10 protein-coding genes are annotated in these 18,145 nt (G+C 46.3%); 4 read left to right on the top strand and 6 right to left on the bottom strand.

From position 1 onward, the window contains the following. Window positions 1-11: 11 nt before the first annotated feature. Window positions 12-2,180: an OmpA family protein gene (locus RA156_RS14680; RefSeq protein ID WP_306641173.1), complete on the top strand. Its 2,169-nt coding sequence runs from the start codon at window positions 12-14 to the stop codon at window positions 2,178-2,180. 87 nt (window positions 2,181-2,267) lie between these two features. On the opposite strand, the gene RA156_RS14685 is transcribed toward RA156_RS14680, so the two are convergent. From RA156_RS14685 to RA156_RS14710, 6 genes are all read right to left on the bottom strand, one after another. After that, window positions 2,268-3,194 carry a DUF4412 domain-containing protein gene (locus RA156_RS14685; protein ID WP_306641174.1) on the bottom strand — a complete coding sequence of 309 codons (927 nt, stop codon included), beginning with the start codon at window positions 3,192-3,194 and terminating at the stop codon, window positions 2,268-2,270. A 92-nt stretch (window positions 3,195-3,286) separates the two neighbouring features. Next, the gene (locus RA156_RS14690; protein WP_306641176.1) at window positions 3,287-4,024 is read right to left on the bottom strand and encodes a LytR/AlgR family response regulator transcription factor; all 738 of its coding nucleotides are present in this window, start codon (window positions 4,022-4,024) and stop codon (window positions 3,287-3,289) included. 9 nt (window positions 4,025-4,033) lie between these two features. Beyond that, a complete protein-coding gene (locus tag RA156_RS14695; protein WP_306641178.1) occupies window positions 4,034-7,129 on the bottom strand; it encodes a sensor histidine kinase in 3,096 nt (1,031 codons plus the stop codon). Between the two features lie 427 nt (window positions 7,130-7,556). Further along, window positions 7,557-10,892, bottom strand: a complete 3,336-nt coding sequence (locus RA156_RS14700; RefSeq protein WP_306641179.1) for a DUF8818 domain-containing protein — start codon at window positions 10,890-10,892, stop codon at window positions 7,557-7,559. Between the two features lie 146 nt (window positions 10,893-11,038). Further along, window positions 11,039-11,701: a DUF2490 domain-containing protein gene (locus RA156_RS14705; protein ID WP_306641181.1), complete on the bottom strand. Its 663-nt coding sequence runs from the start codon at window positions 11,699-11,701 to the stop codon at window positions 11,039-11,041. Further along, on the bottom strand, window positions 11,691-12,101 hold the full coding sequence (locus RA156_RS14710) for a hypothetical protein (RefSeq protein WP_306641182.1): 411 nt from the start codon (window positions 12,099-12,101) through the stop codon (window positions 11,691-11,693). Before RA156_RS14710 ends, RA156_RS14705 begins: the two co-directional genes overlap by 11 nt. A gap of 51 nt (window positions 12,102-12,152) precedes the next feature. Between RA156_RS14710 and RA156_RS14715 the strand changes: the two genes are divergently transcribed. The 3 genes from RA156_RS14715 to RA156_RS14725 all read left to right on the top strand — a co-directional run bounded on the left by RA156_RS14715 (window position 12,153) and on the right by RA156_RS14725 (window position 18,034). Next, entirely contained in the window at window positions 12,153-12,830 is a 678-nt protein-coding gene (locus tag RA156_RS14715) for a thymidine kinase (RefSeq protein WP_306641183.1), read from the top strand. Then, window positions 12,805-15,249, top strand: a complete 2,445-nt coding sequence (locus RA156_RS14720) for a bifunctional UDP-N-acetylmuramoyl-tripeptide:D-alanyl-D-alanine ligase/alanine racemase (protein ID WP_306641184.1) — start codon at window positions 12,805-12,807, stop codon at window positions 15,247-15,249. Before RA156_RS14715 ends, RA156_RS14720 begins: the two co-directional genes overlap by 26 nt. A 142-nt stretch (window positions 15,250-15,391) precedes the next feature. Beyond that, a complete protein-coding gene (locus tag RA156_RS14725) occupies window positions 15,392-18,034 on the top strand; it encodes a S8 family serine peptidase (protein WP_306641185.1) in 2,643 nt (880 codons plus the stop codon). Window positions 18,035-18,145: the final 111 nt, after the last annotated feature.

Raw genomic sequence — 18,145 nt, forward strand, 5'->3', positions numbered from 1 at the left:
GCCATCTATCTATGAAGATCTTCAAATACATACCTATCCTCATGATCCTCGGACTGGCAGCTGTTCCGCTCCATTCGCATGCTCAGAAGTTCAAGCTGAAGCTAGCGGAGGAGAGTTACAACGCCTTCAACTTCCGAAAGGCAGCTGAGATCTATGAAGATATCATCGAGAAGAACCCTGATGACGCCTCATCTACTCGCCGTGCTGGGGAGTGTCGTATGCGCATCAATGATTTCGATGTGGCGGTACAACACTATCGCACACTTGACAGCCTGAAGGAGAGCACTCCTGAAGACCTCTTGAACTATGCCTATGTTCTGAAGGTAACCCAGCAATATGATGCCGCGGTGGTCGTATATGAATACTATATGGCCAACAACGAAGATGAATACCTCGTTGGCTACACCGACGTGGATTGGGCCAACCGTATTGTTCGAGACAGTTCGCGTTTCGAATTGACAGAGATGTCGATTAACAGTCCTCAAAGTGATTTTGCTCCCGCTTTCGCGGAAGAGGGAATCGTCTTTTCCAGCGCCCGAAAGCAAGGGAAAGGGAAGCGAAACATCTACTCTTGGACGGATCAGAGTTACTTGAATCTCTACGAAGCAAAAATCGATACTGATTCCACCTTGATGGATCCGAAGGTGATGAAGAATAAGGCGAATAGTCGTTTCCACGAGGGAACGATCACTTATGATCTTCAACAGAAAATCATCTACTTCACAAGAAATAACTACCTCAAAGGGAAACAAGACGATGACGGCGGACGATTGAACCTTGGTATCTACTACGCTAGCTATGCCGAAGGCAAGATCAAGAAGCTCAAGCCGTTCCCATTCAACGACCCAACATACTCTGTTGGACACCCCGTGATTTCTCCGGATGGCAAAGCGATGTACTTCGTCAGTGACCAACCAGGAGGTCAAGGAGGAACTGATATTTATGTCTCTTACCGAAACCTAGACTTCTGGTCTGAACCTGAAAACTTGGGCCCAAAAGTCAATACCCCAGGAAATGAGATGTTCCCGTTCATTGACGAACAAGGAACCTTCTACTTCGCTTCCGATTGGCACCCTGGTCTAGGTGGGCTCGACTTGTTCTACACGGAACTCGATGAGGAAAGCGTACCCGTGAAGAACTTCGGTTACCCAATTAACAGTAGCTATGATGACTTTGGTTTGATCACTTACCCTGATGGATTGAGAGGTTACCTCTCGAGTAATCGTCCGGGAGGAACTGGGGATGATGATATTTATGCCTTCAAGATCAATCCGGCAACCATGGTGCAGATCAGCGGACGTCTGCTCGATCAAGCCACCGGAAACCCGATTCCAAATGGTACCATTCTGTTGAAAGATCAGTTCAACCAGGAAGTTCTTGAGGTGGTTGCAAATACCGACGCAGAAGGGCGTTATCAATTCGACGTTCCGTTCGATGAAACCTATACCATTATGGGGGTGAAGAATGGCTACTTCCAAGCGGAGAAGAAAGTCAACAGTAGCGACAAATCTGGGTTCCTCGATAGAGTAGATCTAGAACTGACCGCCTATGATTACGCAGCAGAAGGACGCGTTCTGTACAGCGACACAGGGTTGCCTGCAGTTGGCGCCACCGTGACCTTGACAACGATCGAAGGCGAGGAGCTTCAGCAAATGTTGGCCGAAGACGACGGAAGCTACTTCTTCGGTCTAGACCCAGAAACGCAATACATGATAGAAGCGATCAAGGCTGGATATCCGCCTCAAAGCATCGAAGTAGATACGCGAGGAAAGCCGGCGACTGTGATCCATTCAGACCTCCGTCTCTTTAAGTATGAAGAGGGAACCGTAGTGCGACTTGACAATATCTACTACGACTACAACAAGTCTGAAATTCGTGATGATGCTCGTCGTGACCTTGACCGATTGGTTCAGATCATGAATGAAAATCCGAACATGAAAATTGAGTTGAGTTCCCACACAGATGCACGTGGTACTGACAGTTACAACCTTCGTCTATCAGACCGCAGGGCAAAGGCTGCAGTGAATTACCTCGTATCGAAAGGTATTGACAAGAAACGAATGACAGCCAAGGGCTACGGTGAAACGAAACTGCTCAACGATTGTGGAAACGACGTGGAGTGTACGGAACGTGAACATCAATTGAACCGACGAACAGAGTTCAAGATCCTTGACATATAATACTGCTTGCTCACACTAACATGACAAAAAAAGGACGCTTTGAGAGAGGCGTCCTTTTTTCTTGCTTAGTGATGTAATTCATAGTTTTTACTCTTCCGTAGGGAAAGAGAAGGCACCATAACCTTCGGTAGAGATTGTATGATTCATGTCTCGTTCGATCTCTACAACTTCCATATGTGTTTCGTTGCCATCTTCATCGACAACATCCATTTCCATAATCATTCCTTGAGGGTAACCCTCAGGGAGTGCGTTTTCTTGTTTCTTCTTGTCTTGTGAAGACATCGCCATCAATCCTTTATAGATCTGAAGGTCGTCTTCCTCATTCACCCAACAGTTGCCAGATGACTCTTCACTTTTGAAAACGTATTCATGACAAGTGTATCCAAGAATTGTTTTCGTGCGGCCCGTTTTTTTGAACTCACCCATGTCATATGACTCATCATCTTCTTCAGTAGTTGCATATGCCGCCGGATCATAATCCATAGACATCGCAAGTTTCTGACCTTCCATATCAGTCAAAATGATCATCTGGTTGCGCGCCACGTCAAAGATCATGGTAGAGTTGACGTCTTCCATTTTTGTCTTCATTGCGAATTCTCCGCTCTCGTCATTGACAAACATGGTAGAACGTACAGTCTGAGTCTCCTTCTTATCGGTGATTGTCATATCCATTTTAACCATGTGGTCAAATGAATAGCTCTCTTCCATATCGACCTTGCTGAAAAAGCCGCTGAATCCGCCTGAAGTCTCGTCTGAAGAAGAAGCTTTCTCATTTGAATCGGATGAGTCTGAGTCATCGTCTTTCTTCTTCTTCTTTGATTTGTCTTTCTTCTTAAATAGACCTTCGATGGCGTCAAGGCTCTTGTCGATCCCTTGATCTACCTTTTGGTCGATGCGGTTATTGGTTTTGTTTTTAGCACTCTCTTTCGAGCGGTCAACAATTTGAGATTCCGCGTTTAGCGAAAGAAGAAAAACAAGACAAATTGAGAATAGCGTGTGTAGGATAGCTTTCATGAGGTTGGTATTTAGGGCGAAGGTATGTTCAACCTTTGCGCTGCCCTTCCTTCATTGAGCAGTTGGTCACATCGAATGAGTAATTGGTCAACTTAACCGGCAAACAGTTGTAAAAGGCTGTCTTTTCGGCTTCGAGAAACGGGAACTTGAACATCGTTCTCCATGACCAGATAGCCACCGCTACCCTTGACATAGCGCGAAACGTAGTTCAAATTCACAATGTGCGAATGGTGCACACGGAAGAATCCGTGACCGCTCAACATCTCTTCGATTTCTTTCAGTGTGCGAGAAACAAGAATCTTCTTGCGCTCTTTGAAAAAGACCATCGTGTAATTCGACTGTGATTCACAATGCATGATTTCATCTGGTGAGACAAAGTCGAGTCCTTCAGATGAAGGAAGCGCAATCTTATTAAACCCGCTGTCTTCCAGTCGATTGAAAAGGATGTCAAGCTGAGCATTAGACAGGCGAGCTGAACCCAATTCTTGAAAACGGGCCACTGCGCGTTTCAGGTCATCGCTACTCACAGGCTTCAAGAGGTAATCGATGGCGCTGTATTGAAAAGCGCGCAAGGCGAACTCATCATAAGCTGTAGTGAAGATTACTCCAAACTTTGGATCTTCAATCGATTGCAAGAGTTCGAATCCATTCAATCGAGGCATTTCGATATCTAAGAATAAGATCTCCGCATCGCTATTGACCAATGCATCTCTCCCTTCGATTGGGTCATTGTATACTCCGATGATTTCGATGTCTGGAACATGGCGAGACATTTCATACTCTAGCGTTGCCGAGCAGTGTTTTTCATCGTCGATAATAATTGCTTTCATTACAAGTAATTAGTTGATAGGTATAAGCATTTTGATTCTAGTTCCGGCGGGAGAGCCATCTTCATGGTATAAGTCTTCTATAGAGAGTTGACGTTCTGCTTCGCTTCCGCCTTCCATACGCAATAGGCGGTTTCGCGTGATATCCATTCCCATGCTTTTCTCTCGGGAAACGGTTTTAGAACGCATTTCAGCCGCTTTCACACGGCCAATTCCATCGTCTTCAATAATGCACACTAAGTGGTCTCCTTCAATGGAGATATCAACCAATAATCGTCCGGCTGACTTCTTGTGAAGAAGTCCGTGCCAGATGGCATTCTCAACAAACGGTTGAATAATCATTGGTGGTACCTCGATGAATTCTGTCTGCACGCCTTGAGCCACTTGAAGGTCAAACTCAAATTGCTGATCGAAGCGCAGTGACTCCAGGTCAACGTAGAGGTCGAGTGCTTCCAGTTCTCCTGAAAGCGGAATCAATTCTGATTTACTGTTCGTCAAAATCAGACGAATCAAGCGGCTGAATTTCGTGAGGTAGTCGCTTGCTTGATCGGTTTCCTTATTGATAATGAAGAACTTGATGCTATTCAAGCAGTTGAACAAGAAGTGCGGGTTCATCTGTGCTCGTAGGGCAGACATCTCTACTTCTACCAGCTTTTGTTGGTACTGAGCACGTACTCGTTCTTCCTTCTTCACACGACGCAAACGAGCCGTATAAATGATGTAGCTGAGGGATACGATCACCAAAAACACCAGAATTGCGAACCATGAGGTTCTGTAGTAAGGGAGTTTGACGTCGATTTGAATCCGGTATGGGGTTTCCATCATCTCCCCTCGCTCATTCGAGGCGTTTACTTCGAGTGACATCCCTCCTTCCGGAAAGCTGTAAAAACTCAACGTAGGATCGGCGAGATAGCTCCATGGTTCATCAGGACTTTGACGGAAGTAATATTGGTAACTCTCGGGCTTTACAAAGCCAATGGCTTGGAACGTCAAATCAACACGAGAATCATAATCTACTTCCAGACTTACAAAGTCTGCTCCGGGCTGCTTTGAACCATCGATTACACACTCGGCAACAATCAGTTTCTCTGGCGTGGGTTGGGGTTTTAGGTCGTCAGGGTGGAAGTAACAGATTCCTAGCCCTGCGCCCACAACGATTTCTCCCGATGAGAGTGCGGTGATTTCCTTACGTATCAAGTCTGTAGCGACTAGCCCATCGAGCGCATTGTATACAGATAGTGGGTCTTCTTTACTGATATCAAGACTGAACATTCCTGCAGCAGTGAGTCCCCACACGCGGCCTTCAGTGTCGACTTCCATTTCAGCTACGCGCATATTTGGGAGTCCATCCTTTCGGCTATATCGAGTCAATTCGTTGGTAACAACATTATATGTGTAGAGCCCCTTCTCCATAGCCCCAAACACTACTAAGTCTCCCGTGACCACAAGTGACTCAAGGTTGAGTGCTCCCAATCGTTCATACTCCTCTGATATTTCACTGAGATGGGTGATTACACCATCTCGAAACCGGTAAACGCCTTTACTAGCACCAATCCACACGTCGCCATTGTTCGCGATATCTAATTCGTAGACTAAATTGTTCAACCCGTCAATCCTGGTGGTATCAATAGTATAATGCTCATAGCTTTCAGTTTGAGTGTGATACACCCCTACGATATTATCGTCAGTTCCAAACCAACAATCATTTCCAGAAGTCATGAGGGTGTTTACACTTGGCGGCATCCCCGTCAAATTCAAATCACCGTAAAGATCTACCACCGGAAAAGCTTTGTCTGTGAGGATGTCAATCTCATAAAGTCGTCCACGATATTGCGTGAAGACATGACCATTACTTGTTGCTCGGATGGTATTACCGGAGATTCCTTTGTCTACAATCTCATCATATCCAGTAATTCCTAGGATCTCTTTTGTTTCAGCATCCAATACATAGAAGCCATTACTCGAAGTTGATGTGACAATCCATTTATCTCCTACGTTTTGCACCTGTTGATAGGCAAAGAGCCGAGGATTTCCAGAACCTTCCATCCATCCGATATACTTGTACTTCATTTGATACACGTATGGACTTTTTAAGCTCAACCCTTCAGCCATGGCTATCCAAACCAATCCGCGAGAATCAATCAATAGGTCTCTCGAGCTGATATGGAAAATGGAATTCGCTCGAGAAGCATCGTGCTTGTAAAAGGCGAATGTGGAATCTGCCATATTCAATAACCCGAAGCCTTTATCTGCTGTATTGACCCAATAATTACCTTCACCGTCAGGTGTGAATTTTCTGATGGCATTTCGGTTTGAGTCCCGTTGATTATTTGGGTCATAAGTAAGTTCCGATTTAAACTCTCTTGTGTCAGGATCGAAAAAGACAATACCGCTTCCCCACGTAGCAATCCACATTTGATCGCCAATCCATTCCATTTGCTGATAGTAGTTTCTGCGCTTAGTGTACCTCACAGGGTCTTCAATCATCTCGACCTCTCTTGATTGGAGATCAAGCAGCATGAAGTCCCTTCCTGTGGCCCAAATTTTATCTGGGTCTGATTTATCTCGCAGTAGAGCCGTACACTTAGGAACATCTGCGAAAACCGGAGTCTGTTCCATTGTCTGGGTTGAAAGCAAAGTCAATCCACCCAAATAAGGCGATTGTTGTTGATAGGCAATTAGAAACTCATCGCCGTCTAACGGAAGAATATCATGGACATACTTGAAAGCGAATTCTGATCTTTCCTCTGTTAATTTGAATTCTTGAAATTGCTCAGTTGCCGGATCATAAAGACAGATCCCACCTCGTTTTGTGCCCACCAACATTCGGTTATCCGGAAGCACGTGGATGATCGTTATGTAGTTTCCGACCACTGCGCCTTGGCCATCATCCTTTAGGAATTGCCGGAAGTTTATTCCGTCAAATCGATTCAATCCTTCTTCGGTTCCGATCCAAATAAAGCCCGTGCTATCCTCAGCCAAACATGTAGTGTTCGATGAAGTAAGTCCGCTTTCGAAAGTGTAATTCACAAACGACCCGTCGAGTTGCTGCGCAAGCAACCCCCAGGAAACAAGAGTGAACACTACCGTCAGTACAGACCATCTCATATTCGAATATACCACTTGCATTGGCTCCTTATAACCGCCATTGAGTAGTTGGTGTATTCCAACGTGTAACTTGCACCGTTCTGAAGCCTGCATCCAGCCTGTGTTTCGGAAGACGGTGTGATTTTCTCCGGTTTTTGCTCTGAACCAAAAAACCGTTCCCTTGGATATTTTGACCGTTTACTGGAAAATCGAACCGCTCCCAAACCCAAGAATCTTGAGCGTACTTCCAACGTATCTTGAAGTAAGCTATTGAAGCTTAGTTGTTTTCGAAATATTGAATTTAATACCTGTGTGTCATGAAGAAATACGATCATCAAATTGGGATGTCTGGCGTACAAAAGATCTGGATCTTCAGTGACCTTTGATCAACGTCAGATTCTATCCTAACTCTCTCCAAAAAAGCCTGCGATTGTGGGCTTTTTTCGTTTTAGAAAGTGGCGCGCACCTGCACACTTCCGACATGGACCGCCGGTGTATCGGCGGCTGTTCTACCATTATAGAGCAAGTTGAGCTGCAACGTTCGAGAAATAGACCGTTGTATGCTCATTTGCCATGTCGCATTTCGCCCGGGTTGAAGTCCTTCCAAGAGTTCAAATGCCAACGTATTATTCGCAGTGCCATCAAACGCGATGTCTAGCCAGTTGAATCGAGCTTCGAACAATCCCTTTCCTGGATCTGAAAAACGTGCTGCCAAACCAATGTCAGCGATGCGGCTGCTTTCCCCGGTGCCTTCTTGTTCATTTACTTTTTCAACCCACCTTCCATTCAAGGTAACTCGGAAGGTATTTGACGGTTGCCATTGTAATTCGGGAGATGCAGAGGTATAATCAATCATGTAGTTCCTACCCGTGAGGAAATCAGAGCTGGTTGATTTCGTTCCCTCCTTCAGTGTGACGATCAAGGTGAATTCACTCAAGATGCTCTTTCGAATTTTCACCTCATTGAACTCCTCACTTCTGGTCTCAAATCCGTTGGCCAACAATGCTTTGTTTCCAAGGTCTTGGTAGGTGTATTCTAGACCGAAATTCGGATTTGATCGGTCGAATGAAAGGGTGTTTCGAAGGGAAGACCCAAGGCTGATGAGGCTCGTATCAGCGAGTCCGCTTTCCAGTGGGTTTAGACGCTCCCACCCCTCTCCATCTGTCGTTTTACGATCAAGGCGAATGGAGGCCGCATTGCTAAATCGCGAGATAAATTTCTTCGTGCCTGTTTCATTCGCCCACGCTCGAGCGGGCTGGAATTGCGCGTTGGCTGTGAATTGATTCGTGAATGTTCGTAGGTATTCATCTGAAGGAACGAAGGTTCGGATATAATTCGCTTCATAGGCGAAGTTGGCAATTTCGAATTCGTTCAGGTCACGAATGCCATCTCCGTTATAATCCACCCAGATGTAGTTTCCTTGACCGGCGGGTACTTCGATGTAAATGAACTGTCGCGCCTGTTCCAGTCCTGAACCTGTTTGATAGAAAACCTGTCCGCTCAAGATATTGTTGAAGAAGCTTCCCGCTCCTTCCAAACGTCCTAGCAAGGTTTCTTCAGGTTGGTTCGTCGTCAAGGCGGAATCAACAACCGAAAGACGCCGTTGACTAACGTTCCAGCTGATTCTCCGTTGTTTCTTCGATGTCCAGCCCCCTTCAACACCATAGGCTTCAGCTTGGGTAGCCAAAACTAGGTCACTGCTGAGTGGCAATCGGTCTGTACGTTCGCTGTAGAACAACTTCCACTTGAAGGCCTGTTCTTCGAGGCTTCCCAACCACCCTTGCCATTCGTGAAAGCGATAGGAGTTCAGTGCTAAACTATCGCCCACAAAAAAGCGGTTCCACTCAAAGTCATCAATGTACCCGATACGAACAGGACCCACTGGTATGGCTAAGTCAGTTTTCTGTCTCAGGTAATTTGTCTCTCGTAAACCGTCGCTTTGCGTAGCACTACCTTGCCAGTTCAGTTTTCGTCCCTTTTCAGCATAACGGATGAACGAACTTCCGCGATAGCCAGTAAATCCTGATCCAGATTGAAAAGTAGAAGCTTCAACACTCACGCTGTAGATGCTTGAATTGTTCATCTGAACAGCCACCCCCCCTACGTGTTGATCGCTAGACAATACGAGGTCACGCACATTCCAATCACGATCAAATTCAACGGAGCGGAAGCGCTCGATTTCACTAAAATTCTCTGAGATGTACTCCTGGAATACCCGAACGCCCCATTTTGCTTTCGAATCTTTATTCCGCGATAGCGAACGTTGAATACGCCAATCAGTGAAGATTCCCAAACCACTATTATCTGCGGCATCTAAGGTGGAGAAGGTATTGTCGTCGCGAGAGGTAATGGCGGCCTCCACATAAAGTTGATGGTCCTCACTCCAGGTAATTTTCCCCCCTCCTGTAATCATCTGTCGCTTCTTCGGACTCACCAATTGTCGAACCGGAGCATGGTCACCATTCCGAACAAGGACATTGTTCACCGTATCAGGCGCCACCCATCGATAGACCCGTCCGTTCGCACCAAAGCCGTCTTCAACATAATCTCCGTTGCCAGCACCAACCAAGCTGAAAACTGCACGATATAAGGCCGTTTCTGAATTGTTGCTCAATACTAATACGCTATCATATCCGAGGGTGTCAATCAGTGCATATAACACCTGGTCATCGGTAAACCCAACGCTGTCAATAGCGCTGTTGACGGCTGAAAGCACGTCGTCACCCACATTGCTGAGCAAGGTTCGATCGTCCACATCCAAATCTTGTTGTAGCGGCTGGTTTTTGCTGTCTTGTTCTGCCAATGCATGCACAAACCAAGAGTACTTGCCTTGCTCTCCTTTGATCTCACCTTGCAGCAGGGAACGTGCATAGTTTCGATCAGCATATTGAAACTCCACCACAATCCTTCGATCCTTGGTGATGAGGTTCTTCGGCGTGAATGTGACTTCAGCGGTGTTGTAGTCGATGGTATAGTCAAAGGCCTGTCCGCGTTGGAGCAACTTCCCATCAATGAAAACGCGTTCCGTTCCGGCCATGATGATGATAAATCGTTCATTTTCCGCACCAATCAAACGGTACGGCCCTTGGTTCCCTTCGACACCTTGGATGATATTTCGGGCAAACTTTCCTTTGCTAATCGCCGCGCTGGCCGAAGCTTCATAGGTACCTATAGAATCGCTCCACTGATAACTGGCTGTTCCCCCTCGTGCGCGTTTCTGATACCTCAAAAAGTGGTCTTCACGCTCTGTGATTTGAAAGTCTCCCGCCGTGATCAAGGTCTGGTCATCAAATACCTGAATGTAAACCTGATCAAAATCTTGCAGCTGCTGCGTATTCCCGTCTGGTTGGATTGGAATGTTATCGTCAGTGATACTAGCTAAAACACTGAAGCGCTCGGTGATCTTTCCACTTAATTGGAGATTCAAGTTGCTGTTGACGGCCAAGTCTTGGCTATTTCCAAAGCTGATTCCACGGGCGATAGAACCCGCCTTGACCAAATCTCCTTGCTCATAACTCGTCTGCGGAAGGAGGTCATTCTGAAAAACAAACGGCTTGTAATCATCTGAATCACCGTTTCGGATCATGGTCGAATCCTTCTTCGCGTAGCTGATTTGTCTACGTAGAGCAATGGTGCTGTACTCAACTGTTATTGAGTCTGTTGGCGGTGGGTTCAGTCGTAAATAACCCGTCTTTGGATTGTACGAATACGACTGTGTGCTGTCACTTAAATGAATGGTGGATGGGAGTACCAGAAGGGAGTCTAAAAGCAGACTATCTGTCATAGGCGGGATCACGCTTCGGCGCAAGCCAGCATCATCCTGTCCGAACACAAATAAGGGACAGATAAAGAGGAATATGAGGATCGTTCTGGTCAACAATGTCCAAATCTAACGTTCTGCCCAGAGTTCAACGTATACAGAACGTAAGATCAATCGATGTCAACGGTGAGTCCTACCAGCAGAATATGCTCTGAAAGCGGGTCATTCGCGAGGATCTCTTCTTGGTAGAGGTAACCTAGTGTCAGGTCAAATTTCTTATTCAACTTCCGTTCAACACTAGCGACGAAACGCCAATCTGACCAATAGAAACCTTCCGTACGCTGCGATTGGAAAAACTCGAGGGAGAGCGCCCCGCGAGTTCTCTTAATGATCTTCCGCTCCACTTTTAACTTGTAGCGGAAACCTTCTCTAAGGTCAGCGATGCCTTCACTTGCTGCTACTCCATTCCGCCCCGCTTGGTAGCGAATCCGGAAGCTCGCTTCTGGCTTACCAAAATCGTATTTGTAGTTCACATCAATACTCACACGCTGGCGGACTTCAAACAGGTTCTGACCATTTTGGCGATGTCCGATACGGTAAGTCACCGTGGTGTTCAGCCCTTTCATGATCTTGTAGCGGAGACCAAAATCCCCAATGACCGCATTATACCGCGTCATGCCTTGATCAAGACGAGCCTGAACCTCAGCGCGGAGGTCGAGGTCTTTAATGATCTTGTACTTGGTATCCATGCCAATCCAGGCCCCACCATCGGTGTATTGAGCCTGGCCTGCCAAGGCAAGCAAACAAAATAAAAGGAGGAGATTAATTCTCATCGTAGATCCAGATCTCTCCTAGGTCAATTTCCTCTCTTCGCTCTGTAATCTCTACTTCACGTATGATCGGCATGCGGTTTTGATCCACTCCAACCTGGCCAGTGGTGTCTCCACTGTACACGTAAATGGTGTAATTACCTCGACGTAAAAATTGGAATTCAAATTGACCGTCATAGCTTGTCAACACACGCTCATCTGGAGATAGGTTATCTCCGAAAATGACGAATACATCTTCGTCAGCTGCAGGGTATGTTGCCACTACTGAACCAGGGTTACTTAGCACGACACGAACTTCTTTCATGATCGTTCCTTTGATCGACGCGCCGCCGCCTTCACCCGGTTGTTTCTCGCATGACACTAGAAAAATGCCTGCGCATAGCAGAAATAATGCTGTTCTCATAAGGTTCTCATTCCCTTCAAAAGTACGCTTTTGGCTAACTTTGGCCTCTATATGACTCCAGAAAGTATCGATAAACGAGGAAGCCAGCGTGGTTGGATCGAGGTGATCTGCGGCTCGATGTTCTCTGGAAAGACCGAAGAGCTCATCCGGAGAATGCGTCGTGCGCAGTTTGCGCGCCAGAACGTTGAGATCTTCAAACCTATGGTAGACGTTCGTTATAGCGACACCGAAGTGGTTTCGCACGATAAGAAAGCGATCCCGTCTACCCCTGTCCCTCACAGTTCTCAATTGTTGTTGATGGGGTCTGGCGTTGATGTCATCGGCATTGACGAGGCTCAATTCTTTGATGACGGTTTGCCTGAGGTCTGCAGCCAATTAGCCAACCAAGGTATCCGAGTCATATGCGCCGGTCTTGATCTTGACTTTTTGGGTCGTCCTTTTGGTCCTATGCCTGAATTGCTCGCTATCGCGGAATTCGTAACGAAAGTGCATGCGATATGTATTAAGACAGGAGATTTAGCCCACCATTCATTCCGACTAAATCAAGATAATAGCCTCGTGGCTTTAGGCGAAAAAGACCTTTATGTTCCGCTATCGCGGGAAGCGTTCCAGCGCGCAATGAAGGATCCGTCGTACATTACTGAGGAAGACCTTGCTGCCATTCGCAGCGTACTCGAAAAAGAAGAACCGGAACCAACCGAAGATGCTCAACCTGACGAACTTGCTTGAATCGCTTCCCAATGTTGAAGTGGTAGGTGCCTCTCCGGAGGGCTTCAAGCACTTTTCGATTGACACCCGTGTTCTCACTGACCCGAAAAGAGCTTGTTTCATTGCCTTGACCGGTCCAAATCACGATGGACATCAATTCATCGCCCAAGCCTATGAATTGGGGGTGCGGCATTTTCTTGTCCATACTATAGAAGAGAAATACATGTCGGAGGCTACGTTTTATGTAGTTCCAGACACGCGCGAAGCGCTTCAGCAGATTGCGGGAGAACATCGCAAGAGTTTCTCGAACCCCGTCATTGGGATTACGGGAAGCAATGGCAAAACCATTGTAAAAGAGTGGCTGAATCATCTGTTAATGGATGAGTTTCAAATCGTGCGATCACCCAAGAGCTACAATAGCCAGATTGGAGTGGCTTTGAGCCTTCTAAACATTTCTCCACTTCACGAAATGGCCATTATCGAAGCTGGTATTTCTATGCCAAATGAGATGGCACGCTTGGAGGAAATGATTGCTCCCGACATGGCTGTCTTCACTCATTTGGGATCAGCTCACTTGGAGAATTTTGTAGACCAAAAAGCGCTCGCCCTCGAAAAAGCTCAGCTCTTCAAGAACGCACAAACCGCGGTCTACTGCAATGACGAGGAAGACATTACAGCGGCTCTCGACAGTGTCGGCTTCAATGGTCAACGAATTACTTGGGGAAGACAGAAGGGGGACATAATCCTTTCGGAAATCCGTCAAATGGGTGCAGGAGCTGAGTTGACCATTCAATTTGAAGGAAGAAGCTATGTCACGTCCATCGTTGATGGCAGCGAAGCGTTCATCAGCAACACCATGACCGCGTTGACAATCGCTTCTCGCTTCACGAAAGAGTTTGATCGAGTGATTGAGGAATCATCCAAACTCAGCACGTTGAACATGCGTTTGGAGCGGCTTGATGGTTGGGGAGGTTCAAAGATTATTAGCGATGTCTATTCCAATGACCTTCCTTCTTTGCGCATTGCACTTGACGAGCTCTCGAAGATGAAAGCAAGTCAACGTGTTGTTGTGTTGAGCGACATTCCGCAATCTGGGCTGAGTCAAGAAGAGCTATACGCTGTTGTCAACGAACAATTAGTTAGCCATAACATAGACCTACTTATTGCGGTAGGTTCCTCTATTTCTAAAGGTGCATTTGACGTAAAGACTGAAGCATATCAAAACACCGATAGTGTGATTGCGTCGCTAGATCAACTTGACCTGAATGACGCAGCCATTCTTTTAAAAGGTGCTCGAACGTTTGGTTTTGAGCGCATCACGAATGAACTGCAACAACGGGCGCACGAGTCTATTTTGTTGGTCGACCTTCGGAACCTCACAGAAAACCTGAATTTCTATCGATCAAGGCTAGATAATCAGACACAGATTATGGTCATGATAAAGGCCTTCGGTTATGGCACGGGTGGAGTTGAAATTGCTGAACTGCTCGAGTATAACAGGGTAGATTGCCTAGGCGTTGCTTACGTTAATGAAGCGATTGATTTGCGGAACAAGGGCATCGGTCTACCCATCTTTGTGTTGAACCCAGACATTGCTTCCTTCTCGCAGATGATTGATCACCGCATCGAACCAGAGATATACAGCATGCGCCAATTGACCGCTTTGGTTCAGGAGTTAAAACGCAAAGGTCACGGTGGGAACTACCCTATTCACTTGAAGATCGACACAGGAATGCATCGTTTAGGCTTTGTTCAGTCCGAGATTCCAAGGTTGATCGAATTCCTTAATGAACATAAGGAAGTAAAAATCAAAGGCGCTTTAAGTCATTTAGCTGCGGCTGATGACCCAACTCACGACGAATTTACTAGAGGTCAAATTGAACAGTTTCAGCGCACCGCGAAGCAGATTTCTGAAGGTATTGGGTATGACTTTACACGTCACATTTGCAATACCGCAGGCCTCATGAGATTCCCAGAAGCGCACTTTGAAATGGTGCGTTTAGGTATCGGATTGTACGGTGTGAGTTCATGCGCTGAGGATCAAGGTAAACTTGAACAAGTTGGTACTTTAAAGAGTAAAGTTTCCCAATTGCACCACATTCTGGCAGGCGAAAGCGTTGGCTACACCCGATCCGGAGTATCAGATCAACCAAGAACCATTGCTACTATACCAATTGGCTATGCAGATGGCTATCGCCGATCGCTTAGCAACGGAGCAGGAGTCATCTTGGTCAATGGTCATCGAGCGAAGGTCGTGGGCAAAGTCTGCATGGACATGGTCATGATAGACGTCACAGGATTGCAAGTTGAAGAAGGAGATGAAGTGACCATTTTCGGAAGCAATCCTACACTCGAAGAGCTCGCGGCTGCGGCAGACACCATCCCATATGAGATTATATCAGGGATTTCGCAGCGCGTGAAGCGCATTTACCTCTCGTGATTTGTCCACTTATGGACCTGAGTCAGTGAATTTTTACCCTTTGCATTAACATCAGCTTTTTGATTTAAGATGAAACTCAATGAGGGATTAGTCATTCTTCATTGTATTATCGTAGCCCAAAGTATTCGAAACCAAACCTGTAATGATGAAGAATATCTACATTCTAGCATTAGCAATCTTCTTCGCTCTCGGAGCAACAGCTCAAGGAGAGGCCCCATTTATTGATGGAGAGCTGCTTGTGCAAGTAGTTGACAACGACAAAGTTGATCAGCTAACCAATGATCTTAGAGAGGTACAAGGTGTATCTACTCAACTCGAAGCACTAGAGCTTTTGAGTAAGCACATGCACATCTGGAAATTCACTTTTGATGCAGATGCGATCAGCACACGCGACATGCGTATTGCTTTCGATCGCCACCCTCTTGTAAGCATTGTGCAGTACAACCACTACGTTCAGCTTCGTGAAGTACCAAACGACACGAACTACGGAAACCAGTGGCACCACAACGACCCACAGGATAACGACATCGACACTGAAGAAGCATGGGATATCACTACAGGTGGTACGACTGCGTTTGGTGATGAAATCGTTGTTTGTGTGATTGAAGGTGGAAACTTGAACCACGAAGACCTGGTAGCTAACAAGTGGTTCAACGATCAAGAGATTCCTGACAACGGTATTGATGACGACGGCAACGGATACGTCGATGATTACGATGGTTGGAACGTTGGAAGCGACGATGACAGCGGTGTATTCAACGGAGGTCACGGTACTCAAGTTATGGGTATGATCGGTGCCAAAGGAGATAACGACCAAGGTGTAGCAGGAGCTAACTGGGATGTGAAAATCATGTCTGTGGCTGGTGAAAACATCTTCAACGAGGCTTCAGTAATTGAAGCGTATGACTACCCATTGGAAATGCGTAAGCTGTACAACAGCACTGGTGGTGCTCAAGGAGCATTCGTTGTTGCTACCAACGCATCTTGGGGTATCGATAACGGAGACCCGAACGATATTCCTCTCTGGTGTAACTTCTACGACACACTAGGTACTTACGGTATCCTAAACTGTGGAGCGACAGCAAACAACAACGTAAATATTGACGTCGTTGGAGACATCCCTACTGCTTGTTCAAGTGATTACATGATCTCCGTTACAGCGACAAACAGCAGTGACGTTCGAACATTCTCTGGTTACGGAGCGACAACAATTGACCTTGGTGCACCGGGAGAAAGCGTTTGGACTACTCAAGGTAGCAACGCATACGGAGCTACTTCTGGAACAAGCTTCGCATCGCCATTGACTGCTGGTGCCATTGCATTGATCTACTCAACGCCTTGTCCTTCTTTCATGGCCCTTGTACAAGGTGACCCGCACGCCGGTGCAGACTACGTTCGTCAAGTGCTTTTTGATGGTACTGATGCCGTAGCTAACCTCGCAGACGAATGTGTAACTGGTGGACGTCTAAACGTAAACAACTCAATCAACCTCATCTTGAACTCTTGTAGTGATAGTGAGTGTTTGACTCCATTCAGTGTAGCTGTGACGCAAAGCGGTGAAGACTACACGATCACTTGGGGAGAAACAGCAGCCATGATTTCATTCGGTGTTCGTTACCGTGAAGCAGGTGCTGATGAGTGGACTGAAGTAATGGATCTAACAGATCCTTCATACACGCTTTCAAACCTTCTATGGTGTACGGAATACGAAGTAGAAGTGATGGCAACTTGTGAAGAAGGAGATAGTGAATGGAGCAACACTTTGGTATTCACAACAGACGGTTGTTGTGAGAACCCAGCAGTGGAGTCTATCACGGTAACTGGAATTTCTGAAACCGGTGCGACGATCTCTTGGGAATCAATCCTAGCAGCAGATTTCTACAACGTTACGATTACTCCTGCTGGAGGTGGAGACGCTATTGAATTCCCTGCGATAAATAATACGCTTCTTGTTTCTGACCTTGATACGTGCACTGTATACGAAGTGACGATTGCTACAGAATGTGGTGAAGAGCTACTCGACCCAACAGATGCGATTACATTCAACACCGTTGGATGTGGTGCATGTGCAGATCTCGATTTCTGTATTCCTGATGGAAACAGTGGTGAAGAGTGGATTGAGAACTTCGAATTCAACACGCTTTCAAACAACTCGGGAGCAAACGAAGGGTACGCAGATTACACTGAAAACCCGGCGTTGAGCACCACAGTTGACCCGGGTGCTACCTACCCTATGACACTGACCCCTGGCTTCGAAGGTTTTGCCTATACGGAATACTTCCTCGTGTGGCTTGACATGAACCAAGATGGTGAGTTCACAGACAACGAGATTATTTTCGATCCAGGTGCAGGAACAACTGAGGAAATCACTGCGGAAGTAAACGTCCCAGCTACTGCTACTCCTGGTTCAAGCCGCCTTCGTGTGGCGATGAAGTATGTTGGTGATTTCGGTGACCCTGAACTTCCAACACCATGTGAAGAGGTTGAGTACGGTGAATTCGAAGATTACTGTATCGAAGTCACAGACAACATCATCAGCGTAGAGGAAACAGGTCGTGTGAACTGGAACCTTTACCCGAACCCGGCAACGGACGTGTTGAACATTACTGTTCCTTCAGGAGCATACAACCTAGAAGTAGTTGAATTGACTGGTCGTATTCTTGAGTCAACAATGATCCAAGGAAACGCGGTGGTGAATACTTCTGATTACGCTTCAGGAATCTATATCATTCGTTTGATTCAAGACGGACAAGTACTCGGAATGGAAAAAGTGATCATCAAGTAATCACTTCCTTACATATTTGATGAGAAGTCCCGCAAATGCGGGACTTTTCTTTTTGGATTAATATTCTTGCGCTCCTTTTAACAGTTCAAAAAGACTTCCTTCGCTTATCCC

Origin of the sequence: Sanyastnella coralliicola (assembly GCF_030845195.1) — a bacterium.
GTDB lineage: Bacteria > Bacteroidota > Bacteroidia > Flavobacteriales_D > Sanyastnellaceae > Sanyastnella > Sanyastnella coralliicola.

Bases quoted from the DNA above. Each gene is read 5' to 3' on its own strand.
- RA156_RS14680 (WP_306641173.1), top strand. From the start codon at position 12: ATGAAGATCTTCAAATACATACCTATCCTCATGATCCTCGGACTGGCA.
- RA156_RS14685 (WP_306641174.1), bottom strand. From the start codon at position 3,194: ATGAAAGCTATCCTACACACGCTATTCTCAATTTGTCTTGTTTTTCTT.
- RA156_RS14690 (WP_306641176.1), bottom strand. From the start codon at position 4,024: ATGAAAGCAATTATTATCGACGATGAAAAACACTGCTCGGCAACGCTA.
- RA156_RS14695 (WP_306641178.1), bottom strand. From the start codon at position 7,129: ATGAGATGGTCTGTACTGACGGTAGTGTTCACTCTTGTTTCCTGGGGG.
- RA156_RS14700 (WP_306641179.1), bottom strand. From the start codon at position 10,892: ATGACAGATAGTCTGCTTTTAGACTCCCTTCTGGTACTCCCATCCACC.
- RA156_RS14705 (WP_306641181.1), bottom strand. From the start codon at position 11,701: ATGAGAATTAATCTCCTCCTTTTATTTTGTTTGCTTGCCTTGGCAGGC.
- RA156_RS14710 (WP_306641182.1), bottom strand. From the start codon at position 12,101: ATGAGAACAGCATTATTTCTGCTATGCGCAGGCATTTTTCTAGTGTCA.
- RA156_RS14715 (WP_306641183.1), top strand. From the start codon at position 12,153: ATGACTCCAGAAAGTATCGATAAACGAGGAAGCCAGCGTGGTTGGATC.
- RA156_RS14720 (WP_306641184.1), top strand. From the start codon at position 12,805: ATGCTCAACCTGACGAACTTGCTTGAATCGCTTCCCAATGTTGAAGTG.
- RA156_RS14725 (WP_306641185.1), top strand. From the start codon at position 15,392: ATGATGAAGAATATCTACATTCTAGCATTAGCAATCTTCTTCGCTCTC.